18 protein-coding genes are annotated in these 18,321 nt (G+C 39.9%); 16 read left to right on the forward strand and 2 right to left on the reverse strand.

What is annotated here, in order from left to right; all coding sequences use genetic code 11:
* Nucleotide 1 precedes the first annotated feature (1 nt).
* The 16 genes from ABFY81_RS00690 (at nt 2) to ABFY81_RS00765 (ending at nt 16,425) form a co-directional block, all read left to right on the forward strand.
* Nucleotides 2-655: a 3-oxoacid CoA-transferase subunit B gene (locus ABFY81_RS00690; RefSeq protein ID WP_347912773.1), complete on the forward strand. Its 654-nt coding sequence runs from the start codon at nt 2-4 to the stop codon at nt 653-655.
* 12 nt (nt 656-667) lie between these two features.
* Entirely contained in the window at nt 668-1,879 is a 1,212-nt protein-coding gene (gene pcaF / locus ABFY81_RS00695) for a 3-oxoadipyl-CoA thiolase (protein WP_347912774.1), read from the forward strand.
* 2 nt (nt 1,880-1,881) lie between these two features.
* On the forward strand, nt 1,882-3,240 hold the full coding sequence (gene pcaB, locus ABFY81_RS00700; RefSeq protein WP_347912775.1) for a 3-carboxy-cis,cis-muconate cycloisomerase: 1,359 nt from the start codon (nt 1,882-1,884) through the stop codon (nt 3,238-3,240).
* Nucleotides 3,237-4,022, forward strand: a complete 786-nt coding sequence (gene pcaD, locus ABFY81_RS00705) for a 3-oxoadipate enol-lactonase (protein WP_191009992.1) — start codon at nt 3,237-3,239, stop codon at nt 4,020-4,022. Before pcaB ends, pcaD begins: the two co-directional genes overlap by 4 nt.
* A 42-nt stretch (nt 4,023-4,064) precedes the next feature.
* On the forward strand, nt 4,065-5,420 hold the full coding sequence (locus ABFY81_RS00710; RefSeq protein WP_019458798.1) for an MFS transporter: 1,356 nt from the start codon (nt 4,065-4,067) through the stop codon (nt 5,418-5,420).
* 15 nt (nt 5,421-5,435) lie between these two features.
* A complete protein-coding gene (gene pcaC, locus ABFY81_RS00715; RefSeq protein WP_004701356.1) occupies nt 5,436-5,849 on the forward strand; it encodes a 4-carboxymuconolactone decarboxylase in 414 nt (137 codons plus the stop codon).
* A 10-nt stretch (nt 5,850-5,859) separates the two neighbouring features.
* The gene (gene pcaH / locus ABFY81_RS00720; protein WP_000077913.1) at nt 5,860-6,585 is read left to right on the forward strand and encodes a protocatechuate 3,4-dioxygenase subunit beta; all 726 of its coding nucleotides are present in this window, start codon (nt 5,860-5,862) and stop codon (nt 6,583-6,585) included.
* A 14-nt stretch (nt 6,586-6,599) separates the two neighbouring features.
* The gene (gene pcaG / locus ABFY81_RS00725) at nt 6,600-7,229 is read left to right on the forward strand and encodes a protocatechuate 3,4-dioxygenase subunit alpha (RefSeq protein WP_039249896.1); all 630 of its coding nucleotides are present in this window, start codon (nt 6,600-6,602) and stop codon (nt 7,227-7,229) included.
* A 69-nt stretch (nt 7,230-7,298) separates the two neighbouring features.
* Entirely contained in the window at nt 7,299-8,126 is an 828-nt protein-coding gene (gene aroD / locus ABFY81_RS00730; RefSeq protein ID WP_347913398.1) for a type I 3-dehydroquinate dehydratase, read from the forward strand.
* A gap of 19 nt (nt 8,127-8,145) precedes the next feature.
* Nucleotides 8,146-9,597 carry a right-handed parallel beta-helix repeat-containing protein gene (locus tag ABFY81_RS00735; RefSeq protein ID WP_151761696.1) on the forward strand — a complete coding sequence of 484 codons (1,452 nt, stop codon included), beginning with the start codon at nt 8,146-8,148 and terminating at the stop codon, nt 9,595-9,597.
* Nucleotides 9,598-9,654: 57 nt separating this feature from the next.
* Complete coding sequence (locus ABFY81_RS00740) at nt 9,655-10,974, forward strand: carbohydrate porin (RefSeq protein ID WP_347912776.1); 1,320 nt, start codon at nt 9,655-9,657, stop codon at nt 10,972-10,974.
* 82 nt (nt 10,975-11,056) lie between these two features.
* Nucleotides 11,057-13,486: a glucose/quinate/shikimate family membrane-bound PQQ-dependent dehydrogenase gene (locus tag ABFY81_RS00745; RefSeq protein ID WP_347912777.1), complete on the forward strand. Its 2,430-nt coding sequence runs from the start codon at nt 11,057-11,059 to the stop codon at nt 13,484-13,486.
* Nucleotides 13,487-14,115: 629 nt separating this feature from the next.
* Nucleotides 14,116-14,583, forward strand: coding sequence for a DUF6438 domain-containing protein (locus tag ABFY81_RS00750; RefSeq protein ID WP_004701369.1), 468 nt, complete (start codon nt 14,116-14,118; stop codon nt 14,581-14,583).
* Between the two features lie 133 nt (nt 14,584-14,716).
* The gene (locus tag ABFY81_RS00755; protein ID WP_019458806.1) at nt 14,717-15,130 is read left to right on the forward strand and encodes a YeeE/YedE thiosulfate transporter family protein; all 414 of its coding nucleotides are present in this window, start codon (nt 14,717-14,719) and stop codon (nt 15,128-15,130) included.
* Between the two features lie 4 nt (nt 15,131-15,134).
* Nucleotides 15,135-15,548, forward strand: coding sequence for a DUF6691 family protein (locus tag ABFY81_RS00760; RefSeq protein ID WP_100193549.1), 414 nt, complete (start codon nt 15,135-15,137; stop codon nt 15,546-15,548).
* 4 nt (nt 15,549-15,552) lie between these two features.
* Entirely contained in the window at nt 15,553-16,425 is an 873-nt protein-coding gene (locus ABFY81_RS00765; protein ID WP_347912778.1) for an MBL fold metallo-hydrolase, read from the forward strand.
* A 90-nt stretch (nt 16,426-16,515) separates the two neighbouring features.
* Here the strand turns inward: ABFY81_RS00765 and pcaU are convergent, their stop codons facing one another.
* Both pcaU and ABFY81_RS00775 read right to left on the reverse strand, forming a co-directional pair.
* The gene (pcaU, locus tag ABFY81_RS00770) at nt 16,516-17,328 is read right to left on the reverse strand and encodes an IclR family transcriptional regulator PcaU (protein WP_004701378.1); all 813 of its coding nucleotides are present in this window, start codon (nt 17,326-17,328) and stop codon (nt 16,516-16,518) included.
* A gap of 42 nt (nt 17,329-17,370) precedes the next feature.
* Nucleotides 17,371-18,291, reverse strand: a complete 921-nt coding sequence (locus ABFY81_RS00775; protein ID WP_347912779.1) for a LysR family transcriptional regulator — start codon at nt 18,289-18,291, stop codon at nt 17,371-17,373.
* Nucleotides 18,292-18,321 lie beyond the last annotated feature (30 nt).

The raw sequence follows: 18,321 nt of genomic DNA on the forward strand, positions 1-18,321 counted from the left end.
CATGAGCTACCAGAAACTCAGCCGTGACCAGATTGCAAAACGTGTGGCACAAGATATTCCAGATGGTGCCTATGTAAATTTAGGTATTGGCCTACCAACCAAGATTGCAAGCTACTTACCTAACGACAAAGATATTTTTCTTCATTCTGAAAATGGCCTGTTGGCATTTGGCCCACCACCAGCAGCAGGTGAAGAAGACCCTGAACTGATTAATGCAGGTAAAGAGTTTGTGACCATGCTTGAAGGCGGCAGCTTTTTCCATCATGGCGACTCCTTTGCGATGATGCGTGGTGGTCACCTTGATATTGCCGTGCTTGGCGCATTTCAGGTTGCAGCGAATGGTGATTTGGCGAACTGGCACACGGGTGCTCCCGATGCGATTCCTGCGGTAGGTGGTGCTATGGATTTGGCTGTAGGTTCTAAAAAAGTATTTATCACCACAGACCATGTGACCAAGCAAGGTGAGCCGAAAATTGTTGCTGAGCTGACTTATCCGGTTACGGGGAAACACTGTGTTGACCGTATTTACACCGATCTTTGTGTGATTGATGTGACTAAAGATGGTTTAAAGGTGATTGAGAAAGTTGACGGTCTTAGCTTTGATGAGTTACAGGCTTTGACTGGTGCAACTTTGATTGATGCGACTCAAGGGTAAGGAAGTAGGGAAATGACATTAAAAAACGCTTATATCATCGATGCCATCCGTACTCCATTCGGTCGTTATGCCGGTGGCCTTGCACCTGTCCGTGCCGATGACCTTGGCGCTGTGCCGATTAAAGCTCTCATGCAGCGTAACCCAAATGTAGATTGGGAACACGTCGATGATGTGATCTATGGTTGTGCCAACCAAGCTGGTGAAGATAACCGTAATGTTGGCCGTATGTCAGCACTGCTTGCTGGTTTGCCGTATCAAGTACCAGCAACCACCATTAACCGTTTGTGTGGTTCTTCACTCGATGCGATTGCTATTGCTGCCCGTGCTATTAAAGCAGGTGAAGCAAATCTAGTAATTGCAGGTGGTGTAGAGAGTATGAGCCGTGCACCCTACGTGATGGGTAAGTCTGACAGTGCTTTTGGCCGTAGCCAGAAGATTGAAGACACCACTATGGGTTGGCGCTTCATTAATCCTAAACTTAAAGAATTGTATGGTGTAGACACCATGCCCCAGACTGCCGAAAACGTCGCTGAACAGTTCAACGTAAATCGTGCAGATCAGGACCAGTTTGCCTTGGTGAGCCAACAACGCACCGCAAGCGCGCAAGCCAAAGGCTTTTTTTCTAAAGAAATCGTGGCAGTTGAAATCCCTCAGCGTAAGGGTGATGCTGTTGTGATTGATACCGATGAACATCCACGTGCATCGACCACACTTGAAGCTTTAAGCAAACTTAAACCTGTGGTTAAAGCAGATGGCACTGTAACAGCAGGTAATGCTTCAGGCATCAACGATGGCGCAGCAGCTCTACTGATTGCTTCCGATGATGCTGTTCAGGCTTATAACCTCAAACCACGTGCCAAGATCATTGCTTCAACAGCGGTGGGTGTAGAACCACGTATTATGGGCTTTGCTCCGGCACCAGCCATTAAAAAACTACTTAAACAAGCCAACCTGACTTTAGATCAGATGGATGTAATTGAGCTCAATGAAGCTTTTGCTGCACAAGCTTTGGCAGTCACCCGTGATTTAGGTTTGCCAGACGATAGCAACAAAGTAAATCCAAATGGTGGTGCCATTGCATTAGGTCATCCGCTTGGTGCATCAGGTGCACGCCTCGTGACCACAGCCTTAAACCAGCTTGAACAAACAGGTGGTCGTTATGCCTTATGTTCAATGTGTATTGGTGTAGGTCAAGGTATTGCTTTGATTATTGAGAGAGTCTAATCATGAGCCAGTTATATGCCAGTTTGTTTTATCAAAAAGATGTCACCGACATCTTTAGTGACTCATCTTTAATCAAATATATGATTGAGGTTGAAGTCGCGTTAGCTCAAGCACAGGCACAAGTTGGCGTGATTCCTCAAAATGCGGCTAACGCCATTAACCAAGTAGCTGAGCAAGCAATAGAAAAGTTTGACTTTTCAGCCTTAGCCGTGGCAACTGGCTTAGCTGGAAACATTGCAATTCCGTTCGTAAAACAACTAACGGCAATTGTTAAAGATGTTGATGAAGATGCTTCACGTTATGTGCATTGGGGCGCAACAAGTCAGGATATTTTAGATACAGCTTGTATTTTGCAATGCCGTGATGCGTTGAATATTGTAGAAGCTCAACTTCAACACTGCTATGCGACTGCATTAGAACAAGCCAAGCAATATCGCTATCAAGTCATGATTGGGCGTACATGGTTACAGCAAGCTTTGCCTATTACCTTGGGACACAAGCTTGCTCGTTGGGCTTCTGCATTTAAGCGTGATTTAGATCGTATAAATGCAATGAAATCACGTGTGTTTACTGCTCAGTTAGGTGGGGCTGTGGGTTCTTTAGCTTCTTTGCAAGATCAAGGTTCATCTGTGGTCAGTGCATTTGCCAAAAAACTAAATCTGACTGTACCGACAAGTACATGGCATGGTGAGCGCGACCGTATTGTAGAAATCGCAAGTGTGCTTGGCATGATTGTTGGGAATACGGGCAAGATGGCACGTGATTGGTCGCTCATGATGCAAACTGAAATTGCAGAGTTGTTTGAGCCAACCGCGAAAGGTCGTGGTGGTTCATCGACTATGCCTCATAAGCGTAATCCAGTTGCAGCAGCTTCAGTACTTGCAGCAGCAAATCGTGTACCAGCACTTATGTCTAGCATCTATCAAAGCATGGTGCAGGAACATGAGCGTAGCTTAGGTGCATGGCATGCAGAATGGTTAGCTGTTCCTGAAATTTTTCAGCTTTGTGCTGGAGCATTAAGTCGTACTGGTGAAGTTTTACAAGGTTTCGAAGTTAATACTGAGCATATGCAGCAGAACCTGGAGTGTACCAACGGGCTGATTATGGCAGAAGCTGTGATGATGGCGCTTGCTCCAAAAATTGGACGTTTAAATGCACATCATGTTGTTGAAGCAGCTTGTAAAACAGCCGTGGCTCAAAAGCAGCATTTATCTGAGGTTGTTAGTCAGTTAGATGAAGTAAAAGAACATTTTAGTCAAACAGAAATTTTGGAAATATTTAAAGCAGAAAACTATTTGGGCAACATTCAAGCTCAAATTGATGCTGTTCTGCAAGAAGCACAGGGAGGAGACATAAAGTGAAACAGCTTATAACCAATCGACAAGGTAAACAGCTCGCTGTATATACCGATGGATTAAAAGATGCTCCAGCACTTGTGTTATCTAACTCGTTAGGAACAGATCATGGAATGTGGCAGCCGCAAGTAGATGAGCTTAAAAGTCATTTTAATGTCATTACATACGACACACGTGGTCATGGCGAAAGTGATGTGATCGCTGAAACATCTTTACAAAATTTAGCTGAAGATGTGGTTGATATTTTAGATGCCTTAGATATTGAAAAAGCCCATTTTTGTGGAATTTCAATGGGCGGAATTACAGGGCTTTGGTTGGGTATTCATTATCCAGAGCGCTTTCTAAGTATTACCGTTGCGAACTCGGCAGCCAAAATTGGACAGGCTGAAGCGTGGTTAAGTCGTGCCGAATCAGTAGAACAAAATGGGCTCGCTGAATTGGTAAAAACCACACATACACGTTGGTTTAGCGAAAAATTCGACTATCAACATAATGTAGTTGCACAAACGACGATTCAAAGTCTGGCAAACACACCAGCACAAGGTTATGCCAATGCGTGTCGTGCTTTAGCACATGCTGATTTGAGAGATGAAATTGGAGAAATTCAAATTCCAGTGTTGCTGATTGCAGGAACGGAAGATCCAGTAACTACAGTAGTCGATGCTGAGTTTATGCAGAAGGCTATTAAGAATAGTCAGCTTGCTAAATTGGAAGCATCTCATCTTTCTAATATTGAGCAACCGCAAAGATTTACTCAGGAATTGACTAGGTTTATTCAGCAAATCTAATAGCTTAGTAGTTTAAAAGGAATTGGCCTTAAGGAGGCAAATATGGCGTCTCAGGATTACGCTACACCAAACAAAAGTATCGATGCTCAAGCACTAATTAATGATGCACCACTCAGTAAGTATCAGTGGATGATCGCAATTATTTGTTTCTTAATTATTTTTACTGATGGTATCGATACAGCTGCAATGGGTTTTATTGCACCAGCATTGGCTCAGGACTGGGGTGTTGATCGCTCTCAGTTAGGTCCAGTAATGAGTGCTGCACTTGGTGGAATGATTATTGGAGCTTTGGTTTCTGGCCCAACAGCTGACCGCTTTGGCCGAAAAATTGTTCTAGCTATTTCTATGCTTGTATTTGGTGGTTTTACCTTAGCTTCTGCTTATGCAACCAACTTAGATAGCCTTGTCGTTTTACGCTTTTTGACAGGTATTGGTTTGGGTGCAGCGATGCCAAATGCCACTACATTGTTTTCTGAATACTGTCCAACTCGCATTCGTTCACTGCTCGTGACATGTATGTTCTGTGGTTACAACCTCGGTATGGCAACAGGTGGTTTTATTAGCAGTTGGCTCATCCCGACCTACGGTTGGCACAGTCTATTCTTACTTGGTGGTTGGTCACCTTTAATTTTAATGGTTCTAGTGGTTTTAGTTTTACCTGAGTCTTACCGCTTCTTAATTGTTAAAGGTAAAAACCCAGAAAAAGTACGCAAAATTTTAAATCATATAGCACCTACTCAGGTTCAAGATGCCACTGCATTTCATGTACCTGAAGAGAAAACTGAAACAGCTCAAAAGAAAAATGTCTTTGGGATTATGTTTTCTAAACCTTATGCGAAAGGAACACTTTTACTTTGGTTGACCTATTTCATGGGCTTAGTAGTTGTTTACTTGCTTACAAGCTGGTTACCAACATTGATGCGTGAAACGGGTGCTTCAATGGAACGTGCTGCATTTATCGGTGGATTATTCCAGTTCGGTGGTGTGGTAAGTGCATTGTTCATCGGTTGGGCGATGGACAAATTCAACCCGAACCGAGTCATTGCCATTTTCTACTTTGCTGCGGGTCTATTTGCGATTGCTGTTGGGCAAAGCTTAGGAAACTCAACATTACTTGCTGTACTCGTTCTTTGCGCAGGTATTGCGATTAACGGTGCTCAATCTTCAATGCCAGCTTTAAGTGCTCGTTTCTATCCAACACAATGCCGTGCTACGGGTGTGTCTTGGATGACAGGTATTGGTCGTTTCGGTGCGGTATTTGGTGCTTGGATTGGGGCTGTATTACTTGGTAATGATTGGTCATTTACTGCCATTCTTAGCTTATTACTAATTCCGGCGTCTGCTGCTGCTGTTGCTGTATTTGTTAAATCACTTGTTGCGCATACCGATGCAACTTAATAGAGGTCTATCACGATGAATGATGAACAACGCTATAAACAAGGCATTGAGGTGCGGACGGAAGTTTTGGGTGAAAAGCATGTTGGTCGGTCTTTGCAAAACTTAAATGACTTTAACCAAGATTTTCAAAACTTTATTAGCCGTTACGCATGGGGTGAAGTGTGGTCTCGTCCGGGCCTACCGCGTCATACACGTAGTTTAGTCACTATCGCAATTTTATTGTCGCTTGGCCGTGAAGATGAACTACGCATGCATTTACGCGCTTGTTTCAACAATGGTGTAACTAAAGAAGATTTAAAAGAGTTGATCTTACACAGTTCACTCTATGCAGGTTTACCTGCGGCAAACGCTGCAATGCATATGGCTGAAGAAGTCTTTAAAGAGTTGGGAATAGAAGTAAACCCAATTGCAGCGAAAGAACAGGATTAAGGAGATAAAGATGTCACAACATAGCTGGGGTGCTTACGCCCAACGTAATACAGATGATCATCCACCAGCGTATACGCCAGGTTATAAAACAAGTGTATTGCGTTCGCCAAAAAATGCATTGATCTCTATTAACGAGACTCTAACCGAAGTTACTGCGCCGCATTTTTCTTCAAACTTGTTCGGTCCAAAAGATAACGACTTGATTTTGAACTATGCCAAAGATGGTTTACCAATTGGTGAACGTGTCATTGTCCATGGCTATGTTCGTGACCAATTTGGTCGTCCTGTAAAAAATGCACTTCTAGAAGTATGGCAAGCCAATGCTTCTGGTCGTTATCGCCATCCAAACGACAAGTTTATTGGTGCAATGGATCCTAACTTTGGTGGTTGTGGTCGTACCTTAACTGATGAAAACGGTTTTTATATTTTCCGTACCATTAAACCAGGTCCATATCCATGGCGTAACCGTATTAATGAATGGCGTCCTGCCCATATCCATTTCTCTTTAATTGCTGATGGTTGGGCTCAGCGTTTAATTTCGCAATTTTATTTTGAAGGCGACACTCTTATCGACACTTGCCCGATCTTAAAAACAATTCCTTCTGAAGATCAACGTCGTGCCTTGATTGCACTAGAAGATAAAAACAACTTTATCGAAGCAGATAGCCGTTGTTACCGTTTTGACATCACTTTACGTGGCCGTCGAGCGACTTACTTCGAAAACGAATTGACTTAATCAGGAGCACGAGCATGAACAACTGGAATTTTCAGGAATTAAAAGAAACTCCATCTCAAACAGGTGGTCCTTACGTTCATATTGGGTTATTGCCACAACAAGCAAATATTGAAGTGTTTGAAAACAACTTTAATAACCAGTTGGTGCAAGACCAGACTAAAGGTGAGCGCATTCGTCTCGAAGGTCAAGTATTTGACGGATTAGGTTTACCGCTACGCGATGTGCTGATCGAGATTTGGCAGGCTGATGCAAATGGTATTTACCCAAGTCAGGCAGATACACGTGAGCAAAAAGCTGATCCTGCATTTCAGGGCTGGGGCCGTACAGGTGCTGACTTTGAAACAGGTATTTGGAGCTTCAATACAATTAAGCCGGGGGCGACAGTTGGCCGTAAAGGTTCAACTCAGGCACCACATATTGCATTAGTCATTTTCGCTCGCGGTATTAACTTAGGTCTTCATACACGTGTTTATTTTGACGATGAAGCTGAGGCAAATGCTAATGATCCGATCTTAAATAGTATTGAGTGGGCACCGCGTCGCCAAACTCTTGTTGCTAAACGTTCTGAAGAGAATGGTGAAGTTGTTTACCGTTTTGATATTCGTATTCAAGGCGATGACGAAACAGTATTTTTTGATATTTAAGGAACACCTAAGGCTACACCTGATTATTCATGGATATGTGTAGCCTTTTTAAGGATGAATGATATGAAAATGAAAACATTATTAAGCTTAAGTTTGCTTACACTCCCATTTTTTGTAGCACAGGTGAATGCTGAACCTGTTGCTTTGGCTGCCCAGACACAACCTGCTATGACAACAGTTAAAACGATTGTTCCGATCACTGCAAAAACTAAAGAGCAAGCTTTAGCTCAAGCTCAAGTCATTGCAAATACAGCAGATGCTGATTTAGCTGAGTTTCGTATCGATTTACTCAGTTTTGCAAGTGATACAAAACAAGTGATTGCATTAGGACATGAATTGAAAAAGATTTTAGGTCATAAGCCAATGATCGCCACCATTCGTACTAAAAATGAAGGTGGTCAGCTCGAAATTAGCGATGCTGATTATGGGAAGACTTATCAAGCTTATTTAAAAAATCCGTTCATGGACTGGTTAGATGTTGAAATGTTCCGTGATCAAAAAGTAGTTTCAGAAATTGTTCAAAAAGCACATCAAAAGAAAGTGCTGGTTGTTATGTCTAATCATGACTTCCAAAAAACACCAAGCCAAGATGAAATTGAAAAACGCTTGTTAAAACAAGATCAGATGGGTGCAGATGTTCTCAAAATCGCTGTAATGCCTAAATCTAAACAAGACGTCTTCACTTTAATGAATGCCACTTTAAAAGTAAGTCAGCAAACCACTAAGCCATTATTGACAATGTCGATGGGGCAATTAGGTACGATTTCTCGTGTTGCAACTGCCAATATGGGCGGAAGTTATAGCTTTGGCATGATTGGTCAGGCTTCTGCACCGGGTCAAATTGATGTGGCTAAGCTCAAACAGATTTTACAAACCGTTCAACCAACAAACCCATAAATCATAAGGATATGATGAAATGAATACATTACGTTTAACTACTCTTGCATTAGGTTTAATGGTTTCAGGAATAACCGCAGCACAAACTTATGTTGTTGATCGGTATCAAGATGATAGCAACAAAGGTTCTTTACGCTGGGCAATTGAGCAAGCTAATGCTAACCCAAGTGAAGCAAGTGATATTTTGATTCAGGCGGTAGGCAAAGCACCTTATGCGATTAAATTAAATAGCGCACTTCCTGAAATTAAAGCACCTGTCAAAATTATTGGTACAGAGTGGGATAAAACTGGTGAATACATCGCAATTGATGGATCAAATTATATTAAAGGCGAAGGAGCAAAAGCATGCCCAGGTGCAAACCCTGAGCAGTATGGTACCAATGTTCGTACTATGACTTTACCGGGTTTTGTACTACGTGATGTCAATAACGTGACTTTAAAAGGATTAGATATCCATCGCTTCTGTATTGGGGTATTGGTTAATCGTTCAAGCAATAACCTTATTCAGCATAACCGTATTAGTAATAACTATGGTGGTGCTGGTGTCATGATTACGGGCGATGATGGTAAAGGTAATCCGACAGCAACCACTACAAATAACAACAAAGTTTTAGATAACATTTTCCAAGACAATGGTGATGGTTTAGAGCTAACACGTGGTGCTGCATTTAACCTGATTGCAAATAACCATTTTATTTCTACTAAAGTAAACCCTGAGCCTTCACAAGGTATTGAAATCTTGTGGGGCAATGACAATGCTGTAGTTGGTAATAAGTTTGAAAATTATTCGGATGGCTTACAGATTAATTGGGGCAAGCGTAACTATATTGCCTACAACGAAATGACCAATAACTCGATTGGTCTAAATATGACTGGTGATGGCAACATTCTTGATAGCAATAAAGTTCATGGTAACCGTATTGGTGTTGCCATTCGCTCAGAAAAAGATGCAAATGCAAGAATTACATTGACTAAAAACTTAATTTGGGACAATTCTAAAGATATTAAACGCTGTGAAGCTGGTGGATCATGTGTGCCAAATCAGCGTTTAGGTGCAATTGTATTTGGTGTACCTGCACTTGAACATGAAGGTTTTGTTGGTTCACGTGGTGGCGGTGTAGTGATTGAGCCATCTAAACTACAAAAAACTTGTACTCAACCAAATGAACAAGGCTGTAACCCTCAACCTAATCAGGGTATTAAAGCACCTAAGTTAACAGCAAATAATGATTCAGTTAATATCGAGGTTAATGGTTTACCAAACCAGCGCTATCAAGTTGAGTTTTTTGGCAACCAAAAAGCGACTTCAAAAGAAGCTGAGCAATATTTAGGAACAATAACAGTTGCTACAGATACACATGGCAACGCAAAAGCCAATTGGAAACCAAGTGTCAAAGTTGCATCAATTACAGCGAATGTAACAGATCACTTTGGCGCCACTTCTGAGCTTGGCTTTACGCAAATTAAATAACAACAAATAAAGCGCCTCAAACAGGGGGCGCATTTAGAAAAGATAAAAGGATTTAAAATGCCAAATTTAATGAAACTGAGTGTGTTAACGATTGCTGTGATGGGTAGCCAATTTGCTCTTGCAAATGAACCGTGGTCGCAAGACCGTCAATGGTTACTTGGTGATTGGAATGGCGAGCGCCAACAGCTAGAGCAACAAGGCTATAAATTTACAGCTTCTATCATGAGCCAAGCTGCTACAAACTTAGATGGTGGCTACAATGACAATAATACTTTTGAAAACGCTGCACAGCTTTCTTTAGGTGCAAACTTTGATTTAGAAAAAATCGCTGGATGGAAAGATACAACAGCGAGTCTCGTTGTGACTAAACGTGATGGTAATGCGCTTACTTTAGAGCGTATTAAAGACCCACGCTCTAGCCAATTAGGTAACGCGCAAGAAATTTATGGTCGTGGAAAAATCTGGCGCTTATCTCAAGCATGGATCAAAAAAGGTTTTGCGGATAATACTGTACAAGTCAAAGTTGGCCGTATGGGTATGTCAGAGGATTTTAATAGTTCTCAATGTGAGTTTCAGAACTTATTGCTTTGTGGTGGGCAGTTAGGAAAATCAATTGGTTCAATTTGGTATAACTCACCAGTTGGTATTTGGGGTGCAAACGTTAAATATCAGTTTGCACCTGAGTGGACTTTTGGAATTGGTGCGTATGAGGTCAATCCAGACAATATTAAAACAGCATCAAATAGTGATGGTTTTAATCTGGATATGAATAATGTGAAAGGTGCAACCATACCAGTTGAGCTTGCATGGAAACCAAAACTTGCTCTATTTAATGGTTTACCGGGTGAATATAAAGTTGGTGCACTGTACTCAACCGCAGAGGCGAATGATGTTAAAACCGCGGGTAAGGTTCATGACGGGAAACAAAGTTTCTGGATTAATGCACAGCAACAACTTAGCCATGCTGGCCAAGATCCAAAACGTGGTTTATACGTAACTTTTAATGGCGTTGTAAATGATAAAGCAACGACTTTTGTTCAAAGTACTCAACAACTTGCACTTTGGTATAAAGGGCCATTTGACAGCCGTCCAAATGATTCGATTGGATTTGGTATTGCCAATTATGTAGTCAATGATCGTGCTAAAGATAAGCAAATCGCAACAAACGAAAGCCGTGGATACTATAGCTATGATCCGATCGCATCTAACTATATTCCAATTCAAGACGACGAGCTAAATGTCGAGTTGAACTATACCTATCAATGGTCTCCAGCTGTCATGTTGCGTCCAAATATTCAATATATCCATCAACCTGCTGGTGTAAAAGAGGTTGACGATGCTTGGGTGGCGGGCCTGAGTGTGAAAGTCAATTTTTAACAATGATGATGGCTGGTTAGACATGGTTTAACTGGCCCAAATGCTTGAACTATTCGGGTTCAGTATATGTGGAGTAGGATCTATGTCTGAGTCAGATTCTAAGTTTCATATCTTATTCAAAATATGGTGTTTTATATTAGGTCTAGTTTTATTGGCTACCGGTGTTTTTTACATCGTAGGTGGTGGAAAGCTAGTATCTCTCGGTGGTTCTTGGTATTTCCTTATCTCAGGACTATTTATAACAGTTTCAGCAATTAGTATTTTCCGTAAAAAAGCACTGAGTGTATGGATTTTTGCGGCTGTTTTTGTTGGTACGGTAATTTGGTCATTTGTTGACGCTGGATGGGAATTTTGGCCGTTATTCTCGCGCTTAATGTTTCCTGCTGGCCTTTTTGCTGCCTTGCTATTTACTTTGCCTTCAATTCGACGTTACCAATTTCAAAACGGTTCGGCAGCTCCAGCGTATGCTGTTGGTGGTCTAGTTGTTATCGGTATGTTGATTGCGCTTTACCAAATGTTCCAGCCGCATCCAACAGTAGCAAGTTCGGGCGAAAAGCTACCTTTAGTACCAGTTGACCCAGCTAAAAAACAGGTAAATTGGGAAAATTATGGAAACGATACGGGCGGTAGTCGTTTTGTTGCTCTCGATCAAATTAACCGAGATAACGTTCATAAGCTAAAAGAAGCATGGCGCTTTAGAACAGGTGATTTTACAACGGGTAGCGGTAATGGTGCTGAAGACCAAATGACACCACTACAGATTGGAAATAAAGTCTTTTTATGTACACCACATAACAACATTTTTGCAATCGATGCTGATTCGGGCAAGCAACTCTGGAAAGCTGAAGTTAACTCTAAAGCCGATGCATGGGAACGTTGCCGTGGTGTTGCATACTTTGATTCGACAAAACCACTTGTTCAACCAACTTTGGCTGGTGCGAATGCAGTAACTACGGTTGCGACCAATACAGCATGTCCACGCCGTATATATACCAATACTCCAGATGCTCGTTTAATTGCAGTGAATGCGGATACTGGTGAGCGCTGTGCAGACTTTGGTGTGAATGGAACAGTTAATCTACTCGAAGGCTTAGGCGATGGAACAAAAGCTCCACGTTTTGAAGTCACTTCTGCACCAACGATTGCAGGTACAACCATTGTGGTGGGTAGCCGTATTGCTGATAACGTAGCAGCGGATATGCCGGGTGGTGTAATCCGTGGTTATGACGTGATTACAGGTAAACTCCGCTGGGCATTTGACCCACGTAATCCTGATCCTAACCATGTTCTAAAACCGGGCGAAACTTATAAACGTAGTTCGGCAAACTCTTGGGCCGCCATGTCGTATGACCCACAAATGAATACAGTGTTCTTACCTATGGGGAGTTCATCTGTTGATATTTGGGGTGGTAACCGTAATCCGTTAGATCATAAGTACAACACTTCTGTTTTAGCACTTGATGCAACAACAGGTAAAGAGAAGTGGGTATATCAAACTGTTCATAACGATTTATGGGACTTTGACTTACCAATGCAACCAAGTCTAGTCGACTTCCCATTAAAAGATGGTACGACTAAACCGGCTGTTGTGATTGGAACCAAATCAGGCCAATTCTTTGTTCTTGATCGTGTAACGGGCAAACCGTTAACTAAAGTGATTGAGCAGCCAGTGAAAGCGGCAAATATTCCGGGTGAGCAATACAGTTTAACTCAACCACGTTCAGTTGAAATGCCTCAAATTGGTAATCAGACTTTAACCGAGTCAGATATGTGGGGTGCAACGCCGTTTGATCAACTTATGTGCCGTATTAACTTTAAGTCAATGCGTTACGAAGGTTTATTTACTGCACCGGGCACTGATGTTTCATTAAGTTTTCCAGGCTCTTTAGGCGGTATGAACTGGGGCAGCATTGCTTTTGATCCAACTCATCGTTATATGTTTGTGAACGATATGCGTCTTGGTTTATGGGTGCAACTCATAAAACAAACCCCTGAAGATATCAAGATTCAGGCGAGTGGCGGTGAAAAAGTAAATACAGGTATGGGCGCGGTACCAATGAAAGGTACACCTTATAAAGTGAATAAAAACCGCTTTATGTCTACTTTAAGTATTCCTTGTCAAAAACCACCATTTGGTACCATGACTGCAATTGACATGAAAACTCGTCAAGTTGCATGGCAAGTACCATTGGGTACAGTTGAAGACACGGGACCTATGGGTATTAAGATGGGCTTGAAAGCACCGATTGGTATGCCGACTATTGGTGGCCCAATGGCAACTCAGGGTGGTTTAGTATTCTTTGCTGCAACTCAAGATTACTATTTACGTGCTTTTGATTCTTCTACGGGTAAAGAACTTTGGAAGTCACGTATGCCTGTTGGTAGCCAAGGAACACCTATCAGTTATGTTTCGCCTAAAACAGGTAAACAGTATGTGGTTGTTTCTGCGGGAGGAGCACGTCAGTCTCCTGACCACGGTGATTATGTAATCGCATATAGCTTAGAGAAGTGATTAAAGAGGGCAAAAGGATAAATTTTCTTTTGCCCTTATTTTTTTATATCTTTTTTATATTAAGGTATTTGTGGAAATTCTATATTTTTAGTTAGATAGCTTTACCAAATAGTAAAAAAGTGCTTGAAGTTATTACTAAACTTAGAAAATTCTTATAAACGATTCGACATGAAAACTAGTCATAGCCTAACTATTAAGCAATTTTTTATAATGTTTTAACTATAAATAAACTTTAAAAATTTATTAAGTTTTGTTTAACTTAAGATCGTGAATTTTAATTAAAAATAAACATTATTCAGTTTTTAATCATCAAAAACCAGTTTTTTTTGTTGGAAAAACGAGCGTAAATATATATTTATATTATATTTATATAATTTATTGCATTACGCTAGAATGGTCGGCGCAGGTTATTACTACCCAGTAATAATTTGTATTTCAGGAATTTAAGCTTTAATTGGCTTAAGGCTCATCGAAAGATGGGCCTTTTTTTATGTGCATTCTATCCTAATTTTATAAAAATCTGAAAATAGCCTAAGCATTACTAAATAAAGAGACGAAAAATGAGTCTTTAATGACAATTTAGATATGATTTGTTAGATTAAAGCCACTTGATAATAATAGGTGATGTAATGAGATTTTTAGTTCTTGCAACTTTATCTGGTTTAGCTTTAATGGGTTGTGCTTCTGTTCAGCAAGCACCTAATACACAAGAAACAATTCGTTATGCTTCTAGTCCATGTTTTGGTGCATGTCCAATATACTCTGTAGAAGTAACACCTACTGGTTTAATTCGATTTGAAGGTAAACAATATACAAAAACACTTGGTGTTAAAGAAATCCAAGGTAGTGTAAAAGATTATCAAAAACTTGCCAGTGAATTAAAAACTTATCGTCCTCAAACAGGAACTCAATCAAAAACTGCGGGTTGCCAGCAAACTGCAACTGACATGTCTAGCTATTACATTACTTGGATTAAACCTAATGGCACGGAAACAAAATTAAGCCATTACACAGGTTGTATTTCTCCAGCAAACAACAGACTAAATAAAGTTATGGAAAAGTTACCTGAACAATTAGGCATTAAAGATTTAATCTAACGATAAAAGCCCCATAATTTGGGGCTTTTTCTTGTTAAGAATATTTATAGACTTAAGAGTTTTATTTTAAGTATTTCTAAATAAATAAGCGTATAATACATATTATAAAAACATATATTGTTTGGGTAAGTACATGTCAAATATTGTTTATGCTTTCTTAGGTGGTTTGCTACTGGGCATTGCAACAGTCGGTTATTTATATATAAACGGTCGCATCGCTGGAATTAGTGGTTTGCTTGCTCAAATCATTAATCCGTCTAAAGATATCTTTAAAGGCTCTGCATTCTGGTTTATTGCTGGATTAATTATTACACCCTTTATTTATGGTTATTTTTTTCAACCCGAAATTGAAATTAAAGCGAATATGTTTGCTCTTATTTTAGCAGGTTTATTGGTTGGTTTTGGTACTAGGCTTGGATCAGGTTGTACAAGTGGTCATGGTATTTGTGGGATGAGCAGATTGTCAAAACGCTCCATGATAGCAACAGCAGTTTTTATGTTCGCTGGCATGTTAACTGTTTATATCGTTCGTCATGTTTTGGGGTAATGTCATGAAAAACATTTTGGCTTTTATATTTGGTAGTTTGTTCTCTTTAGGTTTAATGATTTCGGGCATGTCTAATCCTGAAAAAGTATTAGGTTTCTTAGATATTTTTGGGCAGTGGGATATTAGCTTAATGTTTGTAATGTTAGGCGCGATTGCTGTGGCATTTATTCCATTTCAAAAGGCTATAAAAAGTCCTAAAACAATCTTTAATGAACAAATTCAATTACCAATGAATACACAGATTGACCAAAGGCTAATTGCTGGTGCTTTGATTTTCGGGATAGGCTGGGGAATAGCTGGAATATGTCCAGCGCCAGCTTTAACACTTATCGGATTAGGACATTTTGAAGCGCTTTATTTTATTGTCGCAATGTTATTAGGAATGTTTATTTACCGAGTTTTAAATAAAGGAAATTAAACTTATGCAACAACCTCTAGTAAAAGATTTTTTTGATGAAAACACCAATACTTTTAGCTATGTTGTTGCAGATTTAGCGACTCGTCAATGCGCGATTATTGATAGTGTGCTTGACTACGACGCAGCTTCAGCAACTACAAAAACAACCAATGCTGATTTAATTATCGATTATGTCTTGGCGCAAAACTTCAAAGTACAATGGATTTTAGAAACCCATGTACACGCCGATCATATGACCGCGGCTAAATATTTAAAGTCTCAATTGGGTGGTACAATTGCGATTAGTCAAAAAATCTTGGTAGTACAAAAAACATTTTCTGCTATTTATAATTTTGATTTTAAGAAATTCAATGAAAATCAGCCTTTTGATTATTTATTTGAAGATCATGAATATTTCAAAATAGGGGATATAGAAGCCTATAACATTCCTACACCTGGGCATACACCCGCTTGCTTAAGCTATGTGATTGGTGATGCTGTTTTTGTTGGCGATACTTTATTTATGCCTGATTATGGTTCTGCTAGATGCGACTTTCCTAAAGGAAGTGCCGCTGCACTTTATGATTCGGTACAAAAGCTTTATACACTTCCTGACGACATGCGCATGTTTTTATGCCATGACTATAAACCCGAAGGCCGTGATGAATATGTCTGTCAAACAGATATTAGAACTCAAAAGCAAAGCAATATTCATTTAAACCAAAGAGTTTCCAAAGACTCATTTATAAGAATGCGCCAAGAAAGAGATGCTACGTTGGCAATGCCAAAATTAATTCTGCCTTCAATTCAAATTAATATGAACGGTGGAAACTTTCCAGAACCAGAATCGAATGGTATCCGTTATTTGAAAATACCTTTCAACTACTTCGAAAAATAACCTAAGCAGTTATTCTGGATCTTTTTTATCTATCCGAATAGCCTAAGCTAATTATAAAATTGACACCTTGTGAAATAGCCTAAGCAAGATTTAAAGAACTTGTCTTAAATCCCGCGAAGTCTCTTGCAATAAAGGCAAAATGTGTTGGATTAAATATTCTTCAGTTGTTTTCATAGTTGGAGAAACAATATTTAAAGCTGCAACCACTTTAAAGTCTTGTCCATAAATTGGTACCGCAAGCGCATGAACACCTAATTCGTGTTCTTCACGTGAATAACACCAATCTTGCTCTCGAATTTCTTTTAGTAACTCTAAAAATTTATCATTTTCGACATGCGTATATTTGGTTAGACGCTGAAGAGGATATTTTTGAAGCCAGTCCAATTGTTCTTGCTGGCTTAAATGTGCCAGTAAAATTTTACCCGCCGATGTCGCATGAGCAGGTAAGCGGTTACCCAAATGTAAACCATATGGATTTACACGGTCGGTTTGTTGGTGGGCAGCACTACGGGCAATGGTAATGGCCTCATAACCATCAAGCACCATCACTGAATAAATGAGAGAAGTTTGGTTAGTCAACAGATTTAATAAAGGCTGAGACACTTTTGGAAGTTGAGCTGCACCTAAATAAGCTCCTGAAAATTTAAGAACTTTCGGAGTTAAATAGTAATAGTGACCATCTGACTCAAGATAACCTAAATATTCTAAAGTTAATAAATGACGTCTTGCGGCCGCTCGGGTGAGTCCGGTTTTTTCAGCCGCCATAGAAATGTTTAAACGATGTTGATTACTGCTAAAGCTATCTAAAATCGCCATGCCTTTACCGATGCCAGCAATGTAATCTTCATGACGAATCGTTTTTTTGTTGTCCTGATTCTGGATTATCCGTTCATCTTTACTCATTACTGGTCCTTGTACGATAGAAGCTTGGTAGATCAATTTGCTTTACTGAAAAAGTTTAATAATTTCATGTCGCAAAAATTGATGTCTTAAATTATCCCTTAAATCTTCGTGCCAAAACATACCCATTTTAATATTGCTTATCTCAAAAGGTAGAGAATGTAAGCAAATTTTAGGACTATAAGATAAATGCTGCAAAATCATACGAGGCATGGTCAATATTGCGTCGGCTTGAGCTCCCAAAACTTGTAACGCCGTTGAGTAGTTTTGACAGCGCATAAATACATTTCTTGAAATTTTCTGATGTTGGTTTAAATAAATATCTTCAAGCAAAGCGCCCGTACGGCGTGACGAAACACCGATGTGTCGTCCATTAATATAACGAGATAAATCGACTTCTTTAAGTTGGCTGCAAATGACGAACTCATCTGTGACCAAATGATCAAAGGTAATTTTAGGAGACAAGTATTGTTCTAGGTCAATCACGAAATCGAGTTGCTGCGTCGCCAAGTCCGCCATAATATGTTTTCGATCTAGCTTCATACTAACAAACTGCAAATCTAAATTAAGATTTTGAAAATGTTGAGCAAGCTTTGGAAGAATAATTGGTTCAATTTCATCATGCACGGCGATTTTTAAGCTTTTTAAGCTTGTTGGGTCGAACACATGTTTCTGTTGGCTAATGTTTTGAATGGTTAAAAGTGCTTGCTTCACAGTTGGGTAAATCTGCTCTGCAAAAGGCGTTGCAGACATTTTATTGCCTACTCGTATAAACACATCATCTTCAAGTTGCTGGCGTAATCGTTGTAAAGCATGACTTGCTGCCGACTGCGTAATATTGAGACTACTTGCCGCATTTGAAATACTTTTTTGCTCATAAATTGCGATAAATAGCGGATATAAATTGATATCAATTCGGTGAAAAAAGCTTAAGTCTAAACCGTGAAAGTTATGAATATTATTCATGTGATGGTATTTAATAAAATCATTTCATTC

The sequence above is a fragment of the Acinetobacter sp. WA-87 genome (genome assembly GCF_039938935.1).
Taxonomy (GTDB): domain Bacteria; phylum Pseudomonadota; class Gammaproteobacteria; order Pseudomonadales; family Moraxellaceae; genus Acinetobacter; species Acinetobacter seifertii.